The sequence below is a fragment of the Microbacterium sp. NPDC087589 genome, assembly GCF_044743635.1.
GTDB lineage: Bacteria > Actinomycetota > Actinomycetes > Actinomycetales > Microbacteriaceae > Microbacterium.
The window spans coordinates 167,035-188,173 of record NZ_JBIUWV010000001.1 but is presented as its reverse complement, the minus strand read 5'-3'; the positions used below and the strand labels follow the sequence as shown (position 1 = coordinate 188,173).

Annotated in this window: 23 protein-coding genes and 1 tRNA gene; 8 read left to right on the top strand and 16 right to left on the bottom strand. The window is 67.8% G+C overall.

Features of this window, described 5'->3' with window-relative positions; genetic code table 11:
* On the top strand, nt 1-606 hold the full coding sequence (locus tag ACIOU8_RS00945; RefSeq protein ID WP_400784945.1) for a TetR/AcrR family transcriptional regulator: 606 nt from the start codon (nt 1-3) through the stop codon (nt 604-606).
* Between the two features lie 73 nt (nt 607-679).
* Here ACIOU8_RS00945 and ACIOU8_RS00940 read toward each other — a convergent pair whose 3' ends face one another.
* The 3 genes from ACIOU8_RS00940 to ACIOU8_RS00930 form a co-directional block, all read right to left on the bottom strand.
* Nucleotides 680-1,282: a helix-hairpin-helix domain-containing protein gene (locus ACIOU8_RS00940; RefSeq protein WP_400784944.1), complete on the bottom strand. Its 603-nt coding sequence runs from the start codon at nt 1,280-1,282 to the stop codon at nt 680-682.
* Nucleotides 1,283-1,399: 117 nt separating this feature from the next.
* Nucleotides 1,400-3,976, bottom strand: coding sequence for a leucine--tRNA ligase (leuS, locus tag ACIOU8_RS00935; protein ID WP_400786828.1), 2,577 nt, complete (start codon nt 3,974-3,976; stop codon nt 1,400-1,402).
* Nucleotides 3,977-4,009: 33 nt separating this feature from the next.
* A complete protein-coding gene (locus tag ACIOU8_RS00930) occupies nt 4,010-5,335 on the bottom strand; it encodes an anthranilate synthase component I family protein (protein ID WP_400784943.1) in 1,326 nt (441 codons plus the stop codon).
* 41 nt (nt 5,336-5,376) lie between these two features.
* On the opposite strand from ACIOU8_RS00930, the gene ACIOU8_RS00925 reads away from it, so the two are divergent.
* Genes ACIOU8_RS00925 through ACIOU8_RS00915 form a run of 3 tightly spaced genes read left to right on the top strand, consistent with a single transcriptional unit; the run spans nt 5,377 to nt 7,955 of the window.
* The gene (locus ACIOU8_RS00925; RefSeq protein WP_400784942.1) at nt 5,377-6,048 is read left to right on the top strand and encodes a DedA family protein; all 672 of its coding nucleotides are present in this window, start codon (nt 5,377-5,379) and stop codon (nt 6,046-6,048) included.
* Nucleotides 6,049-6,052: 4 nt separating this feature from the next.
* A complete protein-coding gene (locus ACIOU8_RS00920; protein WP_400784941.1) occupies nt 6,053-7,078 on the top strand; it encodes an App1 family protein in 1,026 nt (341 codons plus the stop codon).
* 1 nt (nt 7,079) lies between these two features.
* Entirely contained in the window at nt 7,080-7,955 is an 876-nt protein-coding gene (locus ACIOU8_RS00915) for a 3-methyladenine DNA glycosylase (RefSeq protein WP_400784940.1), read from the top strand.
* A gap of 4 nt (nt 7,956-7,959) precedes the next feature.
* Here the strand turns inward: ACIOU8_RS00915 and ACIOU8_RS00910 are convergent, their stop codons facing one another.
* From ACIOU8_RS00910 to ACIOU8_RS00895, 4 genes are all read right to left on the bottom strand, one after another.
* Nucleotides 7,960-9,147 (bottom strand): glycoside hydrolase family 3 N-terminal domain-containing protein, encoded by a 1,188-nt coding sequence (locus tag ACIOU8_RS00910; RefSeq protein WP_400784939.1) that lies wholly within the window; start codon nt 9,145-9,147, stop codon nt 7,960-7,962.
* Between the two features lie 4 nt (nt 9,148-9,151).
* Nucleotides 9,152-9,808 carry an SDR family oxidoreductase gene (locus ACIOU8_RS00905; protein ID WP_400784938.1) on the bottom strand — a complete coding sequence of 219 codons (657 nt, stop codon included), beginning with the start codon at nt 9,806-9,808 and terminating at the stop codon, nt 9,152-9,154.
* A 123-nt stretch (nt 9,809-9,931) separates the two neighbouring features.
* Nucleotides 9,932-10,996, bottom strand: a complete 1,065-nt coding sequence (locus tag ACIOU8_RS00900; RefSeq protein WP_400784937.1) for an NAD(P)-binding domain-containing protein — start codon at nt 10,994-10,996, stop codon at nt 9,932-9,934.
* Between the two features lie 42 nt (nt 10,997-11,038).
* The gene (locus ACIOU8_RS00895) at nt 11,039-11,479 is read right to left on the bottom strand and encodes a GNAT family N-acetyltransferase (protein ID WP_400784936.1); all 441 of its coding nucleotides are present in this window, start codon (nt 11,477-11,479) and stop codon (nt 11,039-11,041) included.
* A gap of 108 nt (nt 11,480-11,587) precedes the next feature.
* Here ACIOU8_RS00895 and ACIOU8_RS00890 point away from each other — a divergent pair.
* The 4 genes from ACIOU8_RS00890 (at nt 11,588) to ACIOU8_RS00875 (ending at nt 13,935) form a co-directional block, all read left to right on the top strand.
* A tRNA-Ala gene (locus ACIOU8_RS00890) sits at nt 11,588-11,660 on the top strand.
* Nucleotides 11,661-11,858: 198 nt separating this feature from the next.
* On the top strand, nt 11,859-13,001 hold the full coding sequence (locus ACIOU8_RS00885) for an AI-2E family transporter (protein WP_400786826.1): 1,143 nt from the start codon (nt 11,859-11,861) through the stop codon (nt 12,999-13,001).
* Nucleotides 13,002-13,062: 61 nt separating this feature from the next.
* Nucleotides 13,063-13,641, top strand: coding sequence for a hypothetical protein (locus tag ACIOU8_RS00880; RefSeq protein WP_400784935.1), 579 nt, complete (start codon nt 13,063-13,065; stop codon nt 13,639-13,641).
* Between the two features lie 111 nt (nt 13,642-13,752).
* Nucleotides 13,753-13,935: a hypothetical protein gene (locus ACIOU8_RS00875; RefSeq protein ID WP_140037359.1), complete on the top strand. Its 183-nt coding sequence runs from the start codon at nt 13,753-13,755 to the stop codon at nt 13,933-13,935.
* Nucleotides 13,936-13,997: 62 nt separating this feature from the next.
* On the opposite strand, the gene ACIOU8_RS00870 is transcribed toward ACIOU8_RS00875, so the two are convergent.
* The 9 genes from ACIOU8_RS00870 to obgE all read right to left on the bottom strand — a co-directional run bounded on the left by ACIOU8_RS00870 (nt 13,998) and on the right by obgE (nt 21,068).
* On the bottom strand, nt 13,998-14,282 hold the full coding sequence (locus tag ACIOU8_RS00870; RefSeq protein WP_400784934.1) for a hypothetical protein: 285 nt from the start codon (nt 14,280-14,282) through the stop codon (nt 13,998-14,000).
* 101 nt (nt 14,283-14,383) lie between these two features.
* A complete protein-coding gene (locus ACIOU8_RS00865) occupies nt 14,384-15,073 on the bottom strand; it encodes an SDR family oxidoreductase (RefSeq protein WP_400784933.1) in 690 nt (229 codons plus the stop codon).
* Between the two features lies 1 nt (nt 15,074).
* Nucleotides 15,075-15,458, bottom strand: coding sequence for a ribosome silencing factor (rsfS, locus tag ACIOU8_RS00860; RefSeq protein WP_400784932.1), 384 nt, complete (start codon nt 15,456-15,458; stop codon nt 15,075-15,077).
* The gene (locus ACIOU8_RS00855) at nt 15,458-16,624 is read right to left on the bottom strand and encodes a hypothetical protein (RefSeq protein ID WP_400784931.1); all 1,167 of its coding nucleotides are present in this window, start codon (nt 16,622-16,624) and stop codon (nt 15,458-15,460) included. The genes rsfS and ACIOU8_RS00855 overlap by 1 nt, the downstream gene beginning before the upstream one ends.
* Nucleotides 16,621-17,223, bottom strand: coding sequence for a nicotinate-nucleotide adenylyltransferase (gene nadD / locus ACIOU8_RS00850; RefSeq protein ID WP_400784930.1), 603 nt, complete (start codon nt 17,221-17,223; stop codon nt 16,621-16,623). The genes ACIOU8_RS00855 and nadD overlap by 4 nt, the downstream gene beginning before the upstream one ends.
* A gap of 6 nt (nt 17,224-17,229) precedes the next feature.
* Nucleotides 17,230-17,454 carry a hypothetical protein gene (locus ACIOU8_RS00845; protein WP_290163561.1) on the bottom strand — a complete coding sequence of 75 codons (225 nt, stop codon included), beginning with the start codon at nt 17,452-17,454 and terminating at the stop codon, nt 17,230-17,232.
* Between the two features lie 66 nt (nt 17,455-17,520).
* Nucleotides 17,521-18,774 (bottom strand): glutamate-5-semialdehyde dehydrogenase, encoded by a 1,254-nt coding sequence (locus ACIOU8_RS00840; RefSeq protein ID WP_400784929.1) that lies wholly within the window; start codon nt 18,772-18,774, stop codon nt 17,521-17,523.
* A 9-nt stretch (nt 18,775-18,783) separates the two neighbouring features.
* Nucleotides 18,784-19,569 carry a glutamate 5-kinase gene (gene proB, locus ACIOU8_RS00835; RefSeq protein ID WP_400784928.1) on the bottom strand — a complete coding sequence of 262 codons (786 nt, stop codon included), beginning with the start codon at nt 19,567-19,569 and terminating at the stop codon, nt 18,784-18,786.
* Nucleotides 19,566-21,068: a GTPase ObgE gene (obgE, locus tag ACIOU8_RS00830; RefSeq protein ID WP_400784927.1), complete on the bottom strand. Its 1,503-nt coding sequence runs from the start codon at nt 21,066-21,068 to the stop codon at nt 19,566-19,568. The genes proB and obgE overlap by 4 nt, the downstream gene beginning before the upstream one ends.
* Between the last annotated feature and the right edge of the window lie 71 nt (nt 21,069-21,139).

The following is a 21,139-nucleotide window of genomic DNA, read 5'->3' as shown; positions in this document are numbered from 1 at the left end:
ATGGCTGACACCGAGAGCGACAGGTCGCACGTCGCACGGCCCCCGCAAGTGGGCCGGCCACGTCGAAGTCAGCAGGCGCTTCTCGACGCTGCGGCAGCGGTGTTCGTGACCTCCGGAGTCGACGCTCCGGTGCGCGAGATCGCAGCGAAGGCCGGCGTCGGGGTGGGGACGATCTACCGTCACTTTCCGACGCGTCCGGAGCTCGTCGTCGCGGTGTACCGACATCAGGTCGAGGCGTGCGCAGAGGCAGGACCACGACTGCTCACCGAGAGAGCGACGCCCGAAGCGGCCCTGCGAGCATGGGTGACACTGTTCGTGGAGTTCCTCGTCACCAAGCACGGTCTCGCCAGCGCGCTCCAGGGAGACAGCGCGGGTTCCGACGCCCTGCATGCCTACTTCGTCGGCCGCCTCGTGCCGGTGTGCGACGACCTCCTCAATGCCGCACTCGAGACCGTCGACGCCGAGCCGCCCGTCGATGCGTACAACGTGCTCAAGGGCATCGGAAACCTCTGCATCGGCGCCGCTGCAGACGCCAGGTACGAGGCCGACGCCCTCGTGCAACTACTCATCTCGGGTGTGCTGAGCGCGGCTGACGGTCGCACCTGAGCCCGGGAGGTCCTCCGTCCTGCTGGGCAGCGCCGCTCCGAGGCATCCATCAGGGCGCTGAGACGATCGCGCCTCACACCCGCACACCGTCGCGGATGCCCGCGAGCAGCTTCTCTCCGATGCCCGGCACGGCGAGTAGGTCGTCGATGGACGCGAACCGACCGTTCTCCTCTCGCCATGCGATGATCCGCTCTGCGAGCGCGGGGCCGATGCGCGGAAGACTCTCGAGCGCTGCCTGATCAGCCGTATTGAGATCGACTCGGTCATCGCCCGGAGTGGATCCTCCGGTCTCTGCAGCCGCTGCCCCGACCACCGGAACGATGATCTGCTCACCGTCAGAGAGCACGCGAGCGAGGTTGATGGCAGTCAGGTCGGCGTCATCCGTCGTTCCTCCGGCAGCAGCCACCGCATCGACCAACCGTGAATCGAGGTCGAGGACGTAGAGCCCAGGACTCGCGACTGCCCCGAGCACATGCACGTAAAGCTCCCCCGACGATTCCGGAGAGCCAGCCCCGTGGCCGGTCGACAGTGGCACGGAATCCGTGGGCGCCGCCTGGCCGCGCATGAGCCCGAGACCGACGGCAGCCGACAGCACGACGAGCGCCAGCACGATCGCCGCACCGATGCTCAGCCGCAGCCTGCGCGGTCGACTGGACGCAGACGCGGAATCGGACATCCCGCAACGCTAAGCGGCTTGCCGAGAGTGCACAGACGTCCGGCCGCCCATCGGGGAGAAAGCCCCGCGGGCGGCCGGATGTGCAGAGCGGATGAGTCGGTGGCGACGACCCTGAGATCAGCCCTTGACGACGATGCTGACGATCTTCGGAGCGCGCACGACGACCTTGACGATCTCGCGGTCGCCGATCGAGCGGATCACACGCTCGTCGGCGCGCGCCATCGCCTCGAGCTCTGCCTCGCCGATGCGTGCCGGCACCTCGAGCTGAGCCCGAACCTTGCCGCCCACCTGCACGACAGCGGTCACCGTGTCTTCGACGAGCAGAGCCGGGTCGGCCGAGCGCCACGTCACGAGTCCGACGGAGGGCTCGTGACCGAGGATCTCCCACATCTCCTCCGCGGTGTGCGGGGCGATCAGATCGAGCATCACGGCGACCGTCTCGGCGGCTTCGCGGACAGCCGGATCAGCCGCACCGGCAGCGCCGTCGATGGTCTTGCGAGTGACGTTCACCAGCTCCATCAGACGCGCGACGAGGACGTTGAACTTCGTCTGCTCGACGAGCGACGGAGCATCGGCGAGCAGCTTGTGCGTGGCACGGCGCAGCGCCGAATCCCCTCCGGCGAAAACCACGTCGACCGGCGACGAGACCTCGCGGGCAACTCGCAGCGCACGCGCCAGGAACTTCTGGGCACCGGTGGTCGAGACGTCTGCCCAATCCTTGTCGTCTTCCACCGGGCCGGCGAAGGCGAGGCCGACACGCAGCGCGTCGGCACCGTAGGCGTCGAGCTCCTCCTCGAAGAGGACGAGGTTGCCCTTGCTCTTCGACATCTTCGCGCCGTCGAGCAGGACCATGCCCTGATTGATCAGGTTGGAGAACGGCTCGGTGAAGTCGATCAGCCCCATGTCGAACAGCACCTTGGTGATGAAGCGCGCGTACAGCAGGTGCAGGATCGCGTGCTCGACGCCGCCGATGTACGAGTCGACCGGCGACCAGCGTGCGGCCTGAGCCGGATCGAATGCGACGGTGTCGCTGTTCGGCGAGAGGAAGCGCAGGAAGTACCACGAGCTGTCGACGAACGTGTCCATCGTGTCGGGGTCGCGCAGCACCGGGTCACCGCTGGCGACATCGACCGTGCGCACCCAGCTCTCCGCGGCACCGAGCGGCGAGGATCCCTTGGGCTTCAGATCCAGCCCCTCGACGCTGGGCAGCTTCACGGGCAGCTGGTCCTCGGGCACCGGGATGATCCGACCGTCCTCGGCGTGCAGCATCGGGATCGGCGTGCCCCAGAAGCGCTGACGAGAGATCAGCCAGTCGCGCAGTCGGTAGTTCTTCGCGGCACGACCGGTGCCGGAGGCCTCGAGCTGCTCGATCGCGCGAGCGATCGCGTTGCGCTTCGACAGACCGTTGAGCGGGCCGGAGTTGATCATCCGTCCCTCGCCGGTCAGCGCGATGCCCGTGGACGCGGGGTTCTGCTCGTCGAGGGCGGCGCCGGTGTCGATCGGCACACCCTCGTCGTCGACCTCGATGATGGGCATCGCACCGGTGATCGGCGCCGTCGTGTCGACGACGACCTTGACCGGCAGGTCGAAGGCGCGCGCGAAGTCGAGGTCGCGCTGGTCGTGCGCGGGCACCGCCATGACCGCTCCGTGTCCGTAGTCGGCCAGCACGTAGTCGGCTGCCCAGACAGGCAGCTTCTCGCCGCTGACCGGGTTGATCGCGTACCGCTCCAGGAAGACGCCGGTCTTCGGGCGATCCGTCGCCTGACGATCGACATCGGTGGTCTTCTGCACATCGGCCAGATATTTCTGGAAGCGCTCGCGCACCTCGACAGGAGCATCCGCCGCCAGCTCAGACGCCAGGTCGGAATCAGGAGCCACCACGAAGAAGGTCGCTCCGTGCAGCGTGTCCGGGCGCGTCGAGAACACCGTGACCGGCTCCTCGCGTCCCTCGATGCGGAAGTCGACGTCGGCACCGATCGAGCGGCCGATCCAGTTGCGCTGCATCTGCAGCACCTTGTGCGGCCAGAATCCCTCGAGCTGGTTCAGGTCATCGAGCAGACGGTCGGCGTAGTCCGTGATCTTGAAGTACCACTGGGTCAGCTTCTTCTTGACGACTTCGGCGCCGCAGCGGTCGCAGCGTCCGTCGACGACCTGCTCGTTCGCGAGCACCGTCTGATCGTTCGGGCACCAGTTCACAGCGCTCTTCTTGCGATAGGCCAGACCGCGCTCGTGCAGCTTCAGGAACAGCCACTGGTTCCAGCGGTAGTACTCCGGGTCGGACGTGTGCAGCACGCGAGACCAGTCGAAGGAGACGCCGTAGTTCTGGAACGCCTGCTTCTGCTGGGCGATGTTCTGATAAGTCCATTCCCGCGGGTCGGCGCCCTGGCGGATCGCGGCGTTCTCCGCCGGCAGGCCGAACGAGTCCCAGCCGATCGGGTTGAGCACGTTGTGCCCGCGGTGGCGCCAGAACCGGGCCACGATGTCTGAGTAGAGGTAGTTCTCGGCGTGCCCCATGTGCAGGTCACCGGAGGGGTACGGGAACATCGCCAGCACGTAGCGGCGGGGCCGCTTGTCGTCGTCGCCGCCGGTGAGGAACGTCTCGTTCTCCGCCCAGTACTTCTGCCACTTGGCCTGGATAGCGTGCGCCGAGGAGGTCTCCTCGTCGACGGGAGAGGTGGACAGGTTCTCAGACAACGAACGCACGACCAATCTGAAGGGAAACGGGGATCAGTTCAGGATATCGGAAGCCCAGGCCGCGGGGATTTCCGCGCCGAGCGCCATGAGCGGTGCGCGCGCCTTCGTCGCGACCTCTGCGACCTCGGAAGCGGCGACCGATCGCCAGGTGATTCCGCCGCCGGCCCCGACGACCGCATCCGCGCCGTCGATGACGATGCTGCGGATGACCATCGCGAGGTCGAGTGACCCCTCGTCGCCGATATAGCCGAAGCATCCGGCGTAGATTCCACGGGGTCCACCCTCCAGCTCGCGCAGACGCGTCATCGCCGAGAGCTTCGGCGCACCGGTCATGCTGCCCGCGGGAAAGGCGGCATCGAAGAGCGCGCCGGCCGTCGTGCCCGGAGACGCCGTGCCACTGACCGTGCTGACGAGCTGATGCACGGCCGGATAGGTCTCCACCGCCCACAGCGCGTCGACGCGGATCGACCCCGGTTCGCAGACCCGCGACAGGTCGTTGCGCATCAGATCGACGATCATGACGTTCTCGGCGCGCTCCTTCGCATCGGCGGCGAGCTCGGAGGCGAGCGCGGCGTCGTGAGCGGCACCAGTGCCCCGCGGTCGTGTCCCCTTGATCGGACGTGTGCGGATGACACCGCCGTCAGCGTGGAGGAACTGTTCGGGGCTCGCACTGAGCAGAGAGCGGCCGCCGATGCGGATGAACCCACCGTGATGCGCCGGGGTCGCCGAACGGAGTCGTCTGTACACCGTCACGCCGTCGTGCGCCCCGGGCACGGTGAAGCGCGTGGTCAGGCAGAGCTGGTATGCGATCCCCGCGCGGATGAGCTCGCGGCTGCGCTCGATGAGTGCGGCGTACTCCGTCGGGGTGTGCCGCGCCTCGACGGACCTCGTCCCGACCTCGTGCATCTCCGGTCCGCCCTCCGGCACCGTCGTCGTCGCGACGCGCGAGACGAAGGCCTCCCAGTCGTCGAGGTCCGCCTCAACCGCGACCGTCCAGACGGCACCGGTCGCGTGGTCGAACGCAGCCAGTCGAGAGATACGCAACCAGGCGCCACCCGGCACGTCGGCAGCATCCGACACGGGAGCTCCCGCTGCTCGGGCGCCGCTCTCGTAGTCGTGCCACCCGACCCACCCACCCCGCAGGGGCGGACCCGCCTCGGAGGCAGCAGTGGCGACGTCCAGCCGGACCTCCCCGGGGAACGACGACCGAGTGCCGGTCCCGATGAAGCTCCACCCCTCGGGGGCATCGGCTCCGGCGTCGAGCCAGAACAGATCGGAGTGCTCTCGCTCGAGCGCGAGGAAGAGCGCTTCGGGCGCCACCCGGTCGGGCAGGACGCGGGCGCTCAGAGGTTCGGGCACGCTCTCAGCCTAGGCCGCGAGCAGTCCCGTATTCTCAAGGGGTGGACGACTTCGTGCCGTGGCTGATCGACTTCATGCGGTCCATCGATCCGGTCGCCCGCACGCTCGTCGCCGGGCTCGCAGTGATGCTCGAGACCAGCGTGCTGATCGGCCTCATCTTCCCCGGCGATACGGTGGTGCTCGTCGCATCCATCGGCATCACCAGCCTCCCTCAGGCAGTGGCGATGGTCGTCTCCGTCGTGCTCGGCGCGTTGGTCGGCGAGAGCATCGGCTTCTGGCTCGGACGGTGGATCGGTCCCCACATCCGCGCTTCCTGGGTCGGTCGTCGGGTCGGCGAAGAGAACTGGGTCCGCGCCGAGCGGTATCTCGCCCGCCGCGGCGGTATCGCGATCTTCCTCTCGCGCTTCCTGCCCGTGCTGCACTCGCTCGTGCCTCTGACCGTGGGCATGAGTCACTATTCGTACCGCAGGTTCCTCGCATGGACGGCACCCGCCTGCCTGCTCTGGGCGACGGCCTACGTGAGCATCACATCGCTCGCCGCCGGCAGCTTCGATGAACTCGCCGACCGCGTGCACTACGCGGGATACATCTTCGTCGGCATCATCGCCCTCTTCCTCATCGCCGTGTTCGTCGGCAAGAAGGTGATCTCGCGACTCGAGTCCCGTCATCTCGACATCTCCGACGCGAAGGACTCGACCGACGTGAAAGACTGAAGCAATGGCTTCGTCACCCCCGGCGCCCCGCATCCATTGGTTCGCGCGCCTCGAACACCGCCTCCACGTGTGGCGCGAGGGACGAGCGCGCCGTCGCGGTCGCACCGCGACCATCCTCCCGTTCCCCGGCTACGGGGGCCCCGGGTGGGTGCGAGTCGTCGGACGCGTACTCATCGTGCCGCCTGCGCGGAGCACGAAAGACGGCGAGCCTGCGAGCGTCCGCGGCTGGCGGAGCTTCGTCGGCATCCCGGTGAGCTTCGCGAAGGTCGCCGTGCAGATCGGCGGCTCTACTCACTACGTCGTCGCCGACCGCGGAGGTGTCATCGACTCGGTCGTGCACACCGATCTCGAGCCCGGGTGGCAGCCGTTCACGTTCTCCGTGGAGGGCCAGGACCCGGTCGAGACGACCGCGTTCATCGTGGCAGAGTCGACGCACTTCGGCGTGGTCTCCGACGTCGACGACACCGTGATGGTGACTGCCCTCCCCCGTCCGTTCATCGCCGCCTGGAACTCGTTCGTCGTCGACGAACACGCGCGCATCCCCGTGCCGGGCATGGCTGTGCTTCTCGATCAGGTGCTCCGCGAGCACCCCGGCGCGCCGATGGTCTATCTGTCGACCGGTGCCTGGAACGTCGCCCCCACGCTGCGTCGCTTCCTCGGACGACACCTCTTCCCGGCAGGCTCCATGCTCCTCACCGACTGGGGCCCCACGCATGACCGCTGGTTCCGCAGCGGGCGCGAGCACAAGCTCACCAATCTGCGGCGCCTGGCGACCGAGTTCCCGCACGTGAAGTGGCTGCTGATCGGTGACGACGGTCAGCACGACGAGTCGATCTACTCCGAGTTCATGGACGAGCACCCGAGCTCCGTCGCCGGCGTCGCCATCCGTCGACTGCTGCCGGCCGAAGCGGTTCTCGCCGGTGGGCGCGCGGGTCACGAGAAGCATGCCGAAGGCGTCGCCCCGTGGGTCAGCGCCGAGGACGGCGCGGGACTCCGTGACCTGCTCGGCAAAGCCGGCATCCTGCACTGACATGAGCACGTCGCTTCCACGGACGGACTGGCTGGAGCGCGAGCGAGCGCACCAGGCGAGGGCCGAGGCGCTCACGGCCGACCACAGGGGGCGGGCCGCGCGAGGCGAGAAGCACCCCGTGTGGGACTTTCTCTTCACCTACTACAGCTACAAGCCCGCGCAGTTGCGTCGGTGGCACCCGGGTGCCGGAGTCGAGCTGCAGCAGGCCCCCGAGCGGCTGACGTGGCGCTGGTACTCGCCCGGTGGCACCGATGACGGTGCGGTCCCGGATGCCGACGTGTTCGCACACGAGAAGGCGGACCTCGCGGGCCTCATCGAGCGGATGCTGCGCCGCACCGCTTCGCGCCCCGGTCAGTTCGGATGCTTCGGACTGCACGAGTGGGCGATGGTCTACCGAGCTGACGAGCACAGGCACCCGGTGCCCCTGCGTCTCGGGCAGGCGGGCACCGATCTGATCGTCGAGAGTCATGACCTGAGATGCACGCACTTCGATGCGTTTCGGTTCTTCACCCCCGAAGCGGTGCCTCGCAACCGCACAGAGCTGACGCGTGACGACCAGCCTCTGTTCGAGCAGCCCGGGTGTCTGCATGCCGGCATGGACCTCTACAGGTGGGCGGTCAAGCTCGGTCCCCTGGTGCCCGGCGAACTGCTGCTCGACGCGTTCGAGCTCGCCAGGGACATCCGTCTTCTCGACATGCAGGCCGCACCCTACGACCTGGCACCGTGGGGCATCGTGCCCGTGCCGATCGAGACCCCCGAGGGCAAAGCGGAGTACGTGCGTCAGCAACGCGTCTTCGCCGAGCGAGGCGCTCGGCTTCGCGGCGAGCTGCTGCAGGCGTGGCTCGGCTCGGTGCAGCCCGCCGCAGTCGCGAGCTGACCCGTCAATCCACCGGCTCGCATTCCGGGCACAGCGCCCAGTCCGCGGTCGCCGACGTCGACTGCAGGCGCAACGACATCACACGTGTCGCCGCCTCGGTGAGACGGTCGACGGGGAGGGTGCCTGCGTCGACCGCCGCCGTGAGCCCCTGCACGATCTGGCCGGCGGTGTCGGGCGTCGAGCCCGCGATCATGAGCACGAGATCGCTTCCGGCGACGACCGCCGACACCGCGTTGCGCACAGGGTCGGCGTACTCCGGAATCCCCGAGGACTGCAGCATCCCGAGGTCATCGGTCACGATCACCCCGTCGAAACCCAGTTCCTCCCGGGCGATCTCGTGCCAGCGCGGCGAGAGAGACGCGGGAGCCGTGTCCACCGCGGTGTAGGCCAGATGACCGAACATGAGCAGCGAGGCTCCGGCTTCCACACCGGCGACGAACGGCACCGCATCGGTCGCACGCCATTCGTCGATGGTCTCGCCGGTCGTCGGGATCGCGTGATGGGAGTCGCCGGGCGCCGCTCCATGACCGGGGAAGTGCTTCAGCGTCGACGCGACGACCTGCTCCTGCGCCGTCGTGGCCGCCACGACTCGCTCTGCCGCCGATTGAGGATCGGTTCCGAGCGCCCGGCCGTAGATAAACGACGATGAGTCGGATGTGACATCTGCGACCGTGCCGAAGTTCACGTTGATCCCGGCCCGCGCGACCAACGCGGCTCTGGCCGAGAAGGCCGCCGCCGAGTCGGCGGCCGGCAGCGATTTGAGGCTGGTCGAGGCGGGGAACTCGTCTCTGTCGAGGCGCGACACGAGCCCGCCCTCCTGGTCGATCGCGATGAGCGGAGGCAGTGCAGGATCAGCCAGGAGCGCCGCAGTGAGAGTCTGCAGCTCGTCATCCGTCGCGGGGATGTTCGCCCCCATCAGGATGAATCCGCCGAGACCCTGCTGCATGTATGCGTGGAGAGCTGCGGCATCCGTCGTGGGGATGTGCCCCATGACGACGCTCGCTGCCTGTTCGGCCGTCGTCATGTCAGCGACGAGATCCGCTGCGCGTTCGTCGGATTCGACGGAGAGGACGTCCGACCGCGCCTCGCCGACTCGCGTTGAGCCGTGCGCCGCGGCAGAGGCCGGCGCGGACGCCAGGGCGAAGGCGACGATCACGGCCGCCCCGACTGCCCCGAAGCGACGCCGCAGCATGAGGTCAGGCGCTGAGGGCGTCGACGATGGACACCGCCGAGTCGTCCGTGCCGTTTCCGAATCTGATGGTGCGGCCGAAGGTCGACGGGCTGCCGACGGCCTCGGCGATCACGGCTGCCACATCCGCGCGGGAGACCTCTCCCTTGCCCTCGGGATCGAGGACGATACGACCCGTGGGCTCATCGAACGTGAGCGCGCCCGGGCCGAGGATCGTGCCGTCGAGATCTGTCGATCGCAGGTGCTCGTCTGCCGCCCACTTCGCATCGGCGTAGGCGAAGAAGCCGTCGCTTTCAGGCACTCCGTGGTCGGCCTTCGAGCCGATCCAGGAGACCATGACGTACCGCTTCACACCGGCGATCTCAGCGGCGTCCATGGTGCGGATCGCAGCGTCACGGTCGACGGCATAGGTGCGCTCAGGAGAGCCGCCACCGGCCCCCGCCGACCAGACCACAGCGTCGTGTCCGCCGATGATCTCCGCGAGCGCGTCGGTGTCGAGCGTCTCGACGTCGGCGACGAGCGCGTGCGCCCCTGTCGCTTCGACCTCTGAGACATGGTCGGGATTACGGACGACCGAGGTCACCTCGTCGCCGCGGGCGACGAGGAGAGGAGCGAGCAGAAGTGCGATGCGGCCGTGGCCGCCGAAGACGATGATTCGCGACATGTCTTCACCCTACGCGCCTGAGCCGACATCGGGCCCGGCACAAAGACGGCGCGGACCCTGCGAGCTGTCGACCACGAAAGCCTGCTGCCTCGATGTCACACCCGCGCGAGTCCGATCCGCTCTCTACGACGTGCGCAGGGATTCTCTCGCCAGAGCTCGCTGAACGCCCTTCGCGGCCGAGCGCCCCGCCCTGTTCGCGCCGATCGTGCTCGCCGACGGTCCATAGCCGACGAGCTGGATCCGCGGATCCAGCACCGCGGTCGTGCCGCGGCCTTCGCGATCGAGCTGGATCCCGCCGGCGGCACTGCGCAGATGCAGCGGGGCGAGGTGGGCGATCGCAGGGCGGAATCCTGTCGCCCACAGGATCACGTCGACGCGCTCGAATGCGCCGTCGGCCCAGCGCACGCCGTCCGGCTCGATGCGAGCGAACATCGAGCGGCGAGCGGCGTACGCCCCGAGACGCTCCGCCTCGCGCTCCTGCGGCCGCAGCATGAGCCCTGTCACACTCACGACGCTCTGCGGCGGCAGCCCGTGTGCGACACGCTGCTCGACGAGAGCGACGGCCGCCGCCCCGGCTTCGGGAGTGAAGTCGTCGCTGCGCCACACCGGCTCGCGACGCGTGACCCAGAGGGTGTCGGTGAGGGGCGCGAGGGCTCCGAGGAACTGGACGGCCGACGCACCGCCGCCGACGACGAGGACGCGCTTGCCCGCGAAGTGCTCCGGTCCCGGGTAGTCGACCGTGTGCAGCTGCTCGCCGAGGAACGTCTCCATGCCCGGATAGTGCGGCAGAAACGGATGCGTCCACGTGCCGGTGGCGTTGACGAGGGTGCGAGTGCGCCACTGCCGCTCCCCCGCATGGACGACCAGGATCCCGTCGTCGTCGACCACCCGGTCGACACGGACCGGGCGGACCACCGGCAGATCATGAGCACGCTCGTAGGCGGCGAAGTATGCCGGCACAGCCGTATTGGCCCGCTGGCCGTCACGCGCAGGGGGTGACTCGCCCGGCAGCTCGGCCACTCCGTGCACGTCGCGCATGGTCAACGCGTTCCACCGGTGCCGCCATGCGCCCCCTGGCTCGGAATCCGAGTCGAGCACCACGTGGGAGATACCCAGGCGGGTCAGGTGGAAGGAGGCCGACAGACCGGCCTGACCGGCGCCGATCACGACACTGTCCAGGATGCTCACGGTGGTGACAACACCCGAGATCGTGCCGTTGTTCCGCGGGGCTCAGAGCGCGATCTGGTAGTGGGTGTACCCGGTGTGCGTCGCCACGCTGTCGTAGAGCGCGCGGGCCGTCATGTTGGTCTCCTGGGTCAGCCAATAGACCTTCTGGCATCCGCGCTCCGCGGCCCACTCCCGCACGTGCGCGATCAAGCGCCTGCCTGTTCCGGAGCCACGCGACTCGGCATCGACGTAGAGGTCTTCGAGGTAGCAGTAGGCAGACCTGCTCCACGTCGCCGGGTGTGTGAGCCAATGCACGATGCCGATCGCGCGTCCGTCATCGTCACGAGCGACGACGCCGTGCAGCTCCGTGTCCTCGACGAGCCGCCGGAACGTCTCGGCCGTGATCTCGTCCGAGAGCTGGGTGCCGTAGAACGTCAGATATCCGCGCCACAGAGCCGCCCATTCATCGAAGTCGGCCTGCGTGATCGGGTTGATCGTCGTCATGCCGTCGAGCCTAACGCGACGCGCCCGGGAGCCCCTCGTCGATTGGTGCTGCGCGCGATCCGTGTAGTACTCTGTTCAAGTTGCTTCGAGCAGTGAGGAAGCAGTTCTGGGCCTGTGGCGCAGCTGGTAGCGCACCTGCATGGCATGCAGGGGGTCGGGGGTTCGAGTCCCCCCAGGTCCACTCACCGAAGGCCCCGCGAGAGATCGCGGGGCCTTCTTCTCGTCTCCGGGCTCATCCGGACACGCTGGCCACGGCCATCAGTCACAAGTGGCCGCGCGGCGGAGCGCCAGGGACTTGCCATCGTCTGGTTTGCCGGATAGAAAGGCCAGGCCGTCCTCGTCAGTGAGGCGGTCTTCGACGAGGTGGAGGATGCACGTGCTGGGACTGTTCCGACGACCGGAGACCACGTCAGCCCCGCCGGCAGACGGCGCACGCCCGACCCCTGGACCAGGCCTCTGGTCGCGCGGCTTCGGACTCGCCGCCACCCGGAGCCTGCAGACGCTGTCGGTGCTCGCGCTGGTCGCGATCGGCGTCCTGGTGATCACGCAGCTCTCGCTCGTGTTCATCCCGGTGACGATCGCGCTGATCCTCGCCTCAGCCATCCACCCGCTCGTCGCCTTCATGCGCCGCCGCGGTGTGCCGTCGATCCTCGCGACGTGGATCGCGCTGATCGGAATCCTCGCGATTCTCGGCGGCATCGTCTGGGTGATCGTGCTCACGGTCCGCTCGCAGTGGGACGATCTCATCGACTCGGCCACCGACGGCATCACGCAGGTGACGGCGTGGCTCGACACCCTGCCGTTCGACTTCGCATCGTTCGACCTCGATGAGGTGTGGGCCGGCGTCGGGGACTTCCTGACGAGCGCGTCGTTCGGACGCGGAGCCCTGGCCGGCGTCTCGGCGACCGCGAGCTTCTTCACGGGCCTCGCACTGATGATCGTCGTGCTGTTCTTCTTCCTCAAGGACGGTCCGCGCATCTGGGAGTTCCTGCTCCGTCCCTTCGCCGGCACCAGCTACGAGCGCGCCCGCCGCATCGGAGACAAGACGGTTGACGTGTTCGGTGGCTACATCCGAGGAACCTCGATCGTCGCAGCCGCCGACGCCCTCGGCATCGGCATAGGCCTGGCGATCCTGCAGATCCCGCTCGCCCTGCCCCTTGCCGTGATCGTCTTCCTCACGGCCTTCATCCCGCTCGTCGGCGCGACCGCGGCAGGGATCCTCGCGGCACTCGTGGCACTCGTCACGCACGGGCCGGTCGCCGCGCTCATCGTGGTCGGCATCGTGGTGCTCGTCAACCAACTCGAGGGAAACTTCCTGCAACCGGTCGTGATGGCTCGCTCGCTCAAGCTGCACGCCCTCGTGATCCTGCTCGCCTTGACCACGGGGACGATCCTGGGTGGGATCGTCGGCGCTGTCCTCTCGGTACCCATCGCCGCCGTCGCGTGGGGCATCATCACCGTGTGGGATGGCCCTCACACGCCCGCGAAGCCGTTCCGCAAGAAGCGGCCGGAGACCGTGTGAGAGGCGACTCGCCTCGAGCAGAGCAGGCGGCGCGCCCCTCGACCGCCTCTGGAGTCATGACGTGAGACGGCTTCCTGCATCCCGACCGCAGGACTGCGTCGACGCGACCGCCCGAGATGCCTGGCCCGTCTTCGTGATCGGCCTCTGCTCGATCGCCATCGCGATGTGGCGGTTCCCGGCCTGGCGATGGCTGACACTCGCGGCGTTCGGACTTCTGCTGCTCGAGGTGATCGCCTTCCTGCTCTTCGGCTACGTCGACCTCGCAATGTGGCTCGGTGCGTTTGTCTTCGCTCTCCTAGGGGGAGCGGCGATAGTCGTCGCGGGGCACACGCTCTGGCGCCTGATCGACCCGAACCGCCTGGTGTTGCTCCCACCCACCCGCGACGCGTGCCTCGACGTGGTCTTCAAGACTCGAGACCGGGTGTCACTCGCCAATCATGCCCGTGTCTTCTCGGCGACCAGCGCGCCGTCTCTCCGCCAGAAAGCAGCGTCGTGGCTGGAAAGCCTCGGTGACCGCGATCTCGACATCCGGGCGCAGAACATGATCGTAGCCGAGCACTACATCCGACAATTCCCGCAGTTGACGGTCTCGGGACGCGACTGGATGGGGCATGTCCGACTGAGCGCCGCCTCACCCTGACCCGATCTGGTGGCGACATCGCTACCCTGCCGGGACGCCACGGTCAACCCGCTCCCCTCCAGTGACTGTCCGGCCTAGCGTGGCGCTCACATCTCACGAGAGGAGTCAACGATGACCAACAACCCGATACCGCCGCTCGTTCCGCGCCCGGACGACGACCCAGAGATCGACGGCGTCCCGCACCGCGAGGTCGACGGCGAGCCCGTACTCGACACGGATGCCGACGCCGACCAGGTCGACGGTGCTGCTGCCGACCGCTTGGCAGCGGAGCGGCCGGTGGACGAAGACTCCTGAGTCCCCGCCCCGGCGAAGAAGTGCGCGGCAGGTCCCTCCCCGGGTCCTGCCGCGCAGTCTGTTCAGGCCGAGTAGAGCGGAGGAAGGTGTGGGATCGCGATGGGCCTCGTCGCCCGGCTCGAATCCTGCACCCGTGTGACCTCTTCAAGGACCTCGGCGGGGGTGGCGTATCGCACTGCCAGAGGCAGATCGCGCAGCCACACGACCTCGACCTCGGTGTCTGCGTATTCGTAGATGCAGGCCACCACGTGACGAGCATCGTGCGACTCGTACCGCCGGTCGTTGATCACCCACTCAGACGGCGTGACGCGATGCAGCACGTATCTAGGATCTGGATCTCCGGACATGTGATTCCCTCCACGACTCTCTCCCCCACTGCACATCATCCACGTCGCCGCCCCGAGCCCACAGGGGCTTGACAGGTGAGAGAGAGACTGCAGGAAAGGAATCAGCCGCGCGGACGGATCGTCAGGTCAGTGAGAGCGGCATCGTCCGGCAGGTCGAGTGCGGTGAGGATCGTCGTCGCGACCGAATCGGCAGTGATGAAGCGCTCCGGATCGTAGTCGCGCCCCTCCTGCTGATGCACACGCTCCTGCATGGGCGTCGCAGTGCGACCAGGGTAGATCGAGGTCACCCGCACCCCGTGCTCGGCCTCCTCGGCGCGCAACGAGTCGGCGAGAGCCTTGAGCCCGTGCTTCGACGCGGCGTACGCAGACCAGCCTGCGTGCGCGTGAAGCCCTGCGCCGGAGTTGACGAACACCACCCGAGCGCCGGAGACGCGCAGCAGCGGCAGCAGCAGACGTGTCAGCTCTGCGGGCCCCACGAGGTTCACGGCGAGCTGACGCTCCCACAGGTTCGCTGCGAGGTCGGCGACCGGCCCGAGGTCGACGACACCGGCTGCATGAATCAGCGAGTCGATACGCTCAGGAAGCGCCTGCTTCGACAGCGCCCACGACAGTCTTCCCGGCTGCGCGAGGTCACCGACGACCGCCGATGCGCCAGGAAGCGCCGCGGTGATCTCCTTCGCGCGCCCCGCATCGCGGGCCAGCAGGACGACCTGATCACCCCGGTCGAGCAGTCGGCGCGCGACGACGGAGCCGATGCCGGACCCGGCACCGGTGATCAGGTGGACTCTCACGTCAGTCGCGGTCCGCTGCGGCGGATTCGGCGAGCTCGAACGGCACCACAGGGCAGTCCTTCCACAGGCGCTCGAGGCCGTAGTAGACCCGCTCCTCCTGGTGGAAGACGTGCACGATCAGGTCGCCGAAGTCGAGGAGCACCCAGCGGGCCTCCGCACGACCCTCACGGCGAACCCGCTTGTGGCCTGCTTCGATGAGTTTGTCTTCGATCTCATCGGCGATGGCGGCGACGTTGCGCTCGCTGTTTCCGGTGACGAGCAGGAAGATGTCGACGAGCGGCAGAGGCTCGGAGACGTTGAGGGCTACGAGATCTTCACCGCCCTTCGAGACGGCGGCGTCTGCCGCGAGCTGGAGCATCTCTTCGGCGGTTTCAGGTGACTGCATCAGAACACATTCGAGTTGAAGGCGACGATCAGGGAAACGCCCAGCGCGAGCGCAAGACCACCCGCCACGATCGCGAGGATGAGCATGAGTTTGTTGCCCTTTTCGGGGGCGGGCGGGCGGATGACCTCACCGGCGGGCTTGATGGTGCTGACGGCCGCGCTGGCGGCGATCGGAGTGGGCGAGGATGCCGGAGGCAGCTCGCCGTCGATCAGCACGGCATCCACGTCCTTGCCGTCTGTCGTGCCGTGCGCGTGGCCCTGCGAACCGAGGCCCATGGGCAGTTCGTAGGAGCCGGTCACAAGGATCTCCCCCGTGGAGGCGACCGGGCCCGACAGCGACCCGTCTCCCGGGGAGGGGTTGAAGATGAGCGTGTTCGGAGCGAGATGCTGCGATCCGGTCGAGTCGCCGACGCTGAGGAGCTCGTCGAAAGACGGAGAGAAGGGCTTGCGGTTCTCCGCGCCGTCGCTGAGAAGATCCTGCCCGAAGGCGGAGTTCACCGTGGGGCGTTCCCCCTCGGTGATGTCGACATCGTCGGACTCGGCGACATCGGCCAGGACGTCGTCGTGCGCGTCCGCCTTTTCTCCCTCGATGCCGAGCTCGGCCACGGCGGCAGATGTGTCGGTCTCTTCGGGAGTGATCGCATCGTCATCACCCGAGGCTTCGACAGGCGTCGAGGCGCTGACGGGAGCGGGAAGGCCCTCTTCTGCGGTGTCATCGACGTCATCGTCGGCGGGCACAGGGGATGCAGCGGATGCAGCGGATGCAGCGGATGCAGAAGTCTTGCTCTTCGCCTCGGATGCGGGCTCGACGCGCGGCACCTCCTCGGCCGACTCATCGGCAACCGCTCCATCCGGCGCATCGGACTCTTCGACAGGAACGGATCCCGTCGCGGAGCGCTCGCGCTCGCGAACCTGTCGACGCGTGAGCCGCGTGGTCCCCGAGGACGTCTCCCCGTCAGTCTTGCCTGCGACTGACGCTGCGTGCGGCGCGGGCTCGACCTCGATCGACTCGGGCACCTCTGGTTTCGACGGCGCCGGAGGGGAAGGGACGGCGGCCGCGGCCGCGGCCTCCTCCGCTGAGATGACCGGTGTCGAACCCGTCAGCCGGATCTCACGCAGCTGCTTTCGCGTCAGCGGACCGTGACCCTGCTGATCCGATGTACTCATGCCTTGCTCCGATACAGATGATGCTTCGCGATGTATTGAACGACTCCGTCGGGGACGAGGTACCAGACCGGCTCGTCGTCACGGACCCGCGCACGGCAGGCCGTCGACGAGATGGACAGCGCCGGCACCTCCAGTTGGCTGACATTGTCGCTGGGGAGGCCGTCAGTGCTCAGAACGTGTCCTGGACGCGAGACCGCGACGAAGTGGGCCAACTCCCACAGTTCATCATGGTCCCTCCAACTGAGAATTTGCGCCACGGCGTCGGCACCGGTGATGAAGAACAGCTCCGCGTCGGGGCGCCTCTCCTTCAGGTCGCGGAGGGTGTCGATCGTGTATGTCGGCCCTTCACGATCGATGTCGACCCTGCTCACTGTGAACTGCGGGTTGGATGCCGTGGCGATCACCGTCATCAGGTAGCGGTGCTCGCTGGGGGTGACGTCAGACTTCTGCCACGGGTGTCCGGTGGGGACGAAGACGACCTCGTCGAGATCGAAGGAGTGAGCGACCTCGCTCGCGGCGACCAGGTGGCCGTGGTGGATGGGGTCGAAGGTACCGCCCATCACACCGATGCGCGCCGGACGCGAGGTCGTGTCGTTCATATGGGCCTAGTGGCCGTGCCCTGCCTCGTGGCCGTCCTTGCCGTGCTTCGCAGCCCAGGCGTCGGCCTTGGCGGAATGACGGTTGGCCACGTTCTTGTACGACAGTGTGACCAGTCCGAGGAAGGCGAAGACGATGATCGCGATCACGCCGAAGATCAGCGTCTCCTGCTGCACATTGCCGTGGTGCTCGGTTTCGGCAGCGACCATCGCGATCTGTGCGACGAGGTTCATCCTGACTCCGTTTCGTGGCTGGCGGGCATGGCTCACGGAGAGCCACAGCGCCCCCTAGTCTAGCCCTCAGCCGCGCGTCTGCCCTGCCCCACGCGCCAGCCATTTCGTGCTGGTCAGCTCGGAAAGCCCCATCGGTCCCCGCGCGTGCAGCTTCTGCGTCGAGATGCCGACCTCGGCACCGAACCCGAACTCGCCTCCGTCCGTGAACCGGGTCGAGGCGTTCACCATCACGACCGCCGAGTCGACCTCGGCCAGGAACCGCTCCGCGTTGCGCGAGTCGGTGGTGATGATCGACTCTGTATGACCGGTGCTGTAACGGCGGATGTGGTCGAGCGCGTCGTCGAGGGTGTCGACGACCTTGATCGCGATGTCGAGGCTCAGATACTCGGTCGCCCAGTCCTCCTCCGTCGCCGGGATCACGTTCGAGACGAGACCCGCAACCATGTCATCACCGTGGATCGCCACGCCTTCGCTCTGCAGCGCGCTGACGACGAGAGGAACCAGCCGCGGTGCAGCCTGACGGAGCACGAGCACCGTCTCGACGGCGTTGCAGACGCTGGGGCGCTGCACCTTCGCGTTCACCACGATGTCCTGCGCCCAGTCGTCAGGAGCGGTCTCGTCGAGCACGATGTGCACGTTGCCCGCACCGGTCTCGATCACGGGGACGGTCGCCTCGGTCACGACGGTCTCGATCAGCCCCGCGCTGCCCCTCGGCACGAGCACGTCGATGAATCCGCGACCGTGCATCAACGCCGTGGCGCCGTCTCGGCCGAAGTCGTCGACCGTCTGCACAGCGTCAGGAGTCACGCCCGCGCCCTGCAGCGCCCCGCGCATGATCTCCACGAGCACCGTGTTCGACTCCCGTGCGGCGCTGCCGCCACGCAGGACCACGGAATTACCCGAGCGCAGCGCGAGCGCTGCGATGTCGACGGTGACGTTCGGACGCGCCTCGTAGATCGCGCCGACCACACCGAAGGGCACCCGGACCTGCTCGAGCGCCACGCCGTTCGGCATCCGGTGGCCTCCGACGACGCGACCGACCGGGTCAGGGAGTGCCGCCACCTGACGGACAGCTGCGGCGAGAGCCGCGACGCGCTTCTCGTCGAGGCGAAGCCTGTCGATCAGCGACTCGCCGATGCCGTCGGACCGACCTCGTTCGATGTCGCGACCATTGGCCTCGATGATCTCGGCGGCGTTCGACTCGAGGGCAACCGCAACGGCCTCGAGCGCGCGCGCCTTGTCATCGCTGGTCAGCCTGGCCGTGGCGCGGGACGCCTCTTTGGCGAGCTCCAGGCGCACCTGGGGGGTCTGGTCGGTCATCCGCCCAGTCTAAGAGAGGGCGGGTTCGAACCAGGTCCCTATGTCAGCACCGGCAAGGGCCTTGTCGACCAGGTCGGCGCTCGTCACGAGCACTCCGATCCCTGATGCGGCGGCCAGGCGTGCGGCTGAGACCTTGGTCGCCGCTCCCCCGGTGCCCACGCTGTTGACGACGGTCGATCCGAACTCGAGTCCCGACAGATCGGCGTCGGGGGCGACGACGTCGATGGGCTGGGCTGTCGGGTCAGACGGGGGCTTGGTGTAGAGCGACTCGATGTCGCTGAGCAGGATCAGAGCGTCGGCCTCGATCAGCTGCGCGACGAGAGCCCCGAGGCGGTCATTGTCGCCGAAACGGATCTCCTGGGTCGCGACTGTGTCGTTCTCGTTCACGATCGGCAGGATGCGCAGACCGAGAAGTCGCTCCATGGCCCGGCGTGCGTTGCTCCGCGACGTCGGGTTCTCGAGGTCGCCCGTCGTGAGCAGCACCTGTCCTGCGACGATGTCGAAGAGTCGCAGTGACTCCTGGTAGCGGTAGATCAGGATGTTCTGTCCGACCGCGGCCGCAGCCTGCTGCGTCGCCAGGTCGGTCGGCCGAGCGTCGAGACGCAGGAACGGGATGCCTGTGGCGATGGCTCCGGACGAGACCAGGATCACCTCCGCACCGCGCGCGTGCGCCGCTGCCAGCGCCTCGACGAGGGCCGGGATGCGCCATGACGACTCGCCACTGATCGATGAGGACCCGACCTTGACGACGATCCGTGAGGCTGTGGCGAGATCCGCCCTCGTGCGAGCGGTCACTCCCCGTCCTCGCGGTAGGCCGCGAGCCGCTGAGCCTCGACCTCGGCGCGAGCCTCGGCCTTGGCATCCATGCGCTCGTAGTAGTTCTCACGTCGCTCGGAGGTGGTGCGGCGGGCGTTGGGCGCCAGGCGCGGATCGGTGCCACGGGGCGCTGTCATGAGCTCGGCCGCAGACGTCATGGTCGGCTCCCAGTCGAAGACGATGCTCTCGCCCTCGCCGATGACGACCGTGGACCCCTGCACGGCACCGAGGCGGAACAGCTCGTCTTCGACGCCCAGCTTCTCGAGGCGGTCGGCCAGATAGCCCACAGCCTCCTCGTTCTGGAAGTCGGTCTGCTGAACCCAGCGCACGGGCTTCTGGCCCAGGATGCGATAGATGTTGCCGTAACTGCCGCCCTCGACACGGATCTCGAAGCCCTTCTTGGGGCCCCTCGGGCGAAGCACGACGCGCTCACGGGGAACCTCGGTGGCTGCGAGCTCTGCGCGGTGCGCGTCGACGATATCACCGAGCGCGTAGGTCAGCGGGCGCAGACCCTCGTGCGAGATCGTGGAGATGTCGAAGACACGGAACCCGCGAGCCTCGAGATCAGGGCGCACGAGGTCGGCGAGGTCACGAGCCTCCGGCACATCGATCTTGTTCAGGGCGATGAGCTGAGGACGCTCGAGCAGAGGAGTCTGCCCCTCGGGGACCTCGTAGGCGGCCAGTTCGCCGAGGATGACGTCGAGGTCGGAGATCGGATCGCGACCGGGCTCGAGTGTCGCGCAGTCGAGCACGTGCAGCAGAGCAGTGCAGCGTTCGACGTGACGGAGGAACTCGAGTCCGAGACCGCGCCCCTCACTCGCCCCTTCGATGAGTCCGGGCACATCGGCGACGGTGTAGCGCGACTCTCCCGCCTGCACGACACCGAGGTTCGGGTGGAGCGTGGTGAACGGGTAGTCGGCGATCTTGGGGCGGGCTGCCGAGATCGCACCGATCAGGCTGGACTTGCCTGCAGAGGGATAGCCGACCAGAGCCACGTCTGCGACGGTCTTGAGTTCGAGGACGACATCGCCCTCGTCGCCAGGGGTGCCGAGAAGCGCGAATCCGGGCGCCTTGCGCTTCGGCGTCGCCAGCGCGGCGTTGCCGAGTCCGCCATGCCCTCCCTTGGCTACGACGAATCGCTCGCCGGGCTCGATCATGTCGATCAGGACTTCGCCGGCCGAGTTCCTGACCACGGTGCCGACGGGAACGGGAAGCTCGAGGTCCTCGCCCATGAACCCTGCGCGGTGGTCGCCCATGCCGGGTCCGCCGTTGCCCGAGCTGCGGTGAGGCGAGTGGTGGTACGAGAGAAGCGTTCCCGTCTGCGTGTCAGCGACGAGCACGATGTCGCCGCCATCACCCCCATTGCCGCCGTCTGGGCCGCCGAGCGGCTTGAACTTCTCGCGGTGCACCGAGACACAGCCGTTGCCGCCCTTGCCCGCACGCAGGTGAAGCGTCACGGTGTCGACGAAACTGACCATGTCTCTCTCCTCAATAAAGAAATCGGCCGGAACCGATTGTTCGGCCGGCATCCGGCCGCACATGCGAACTC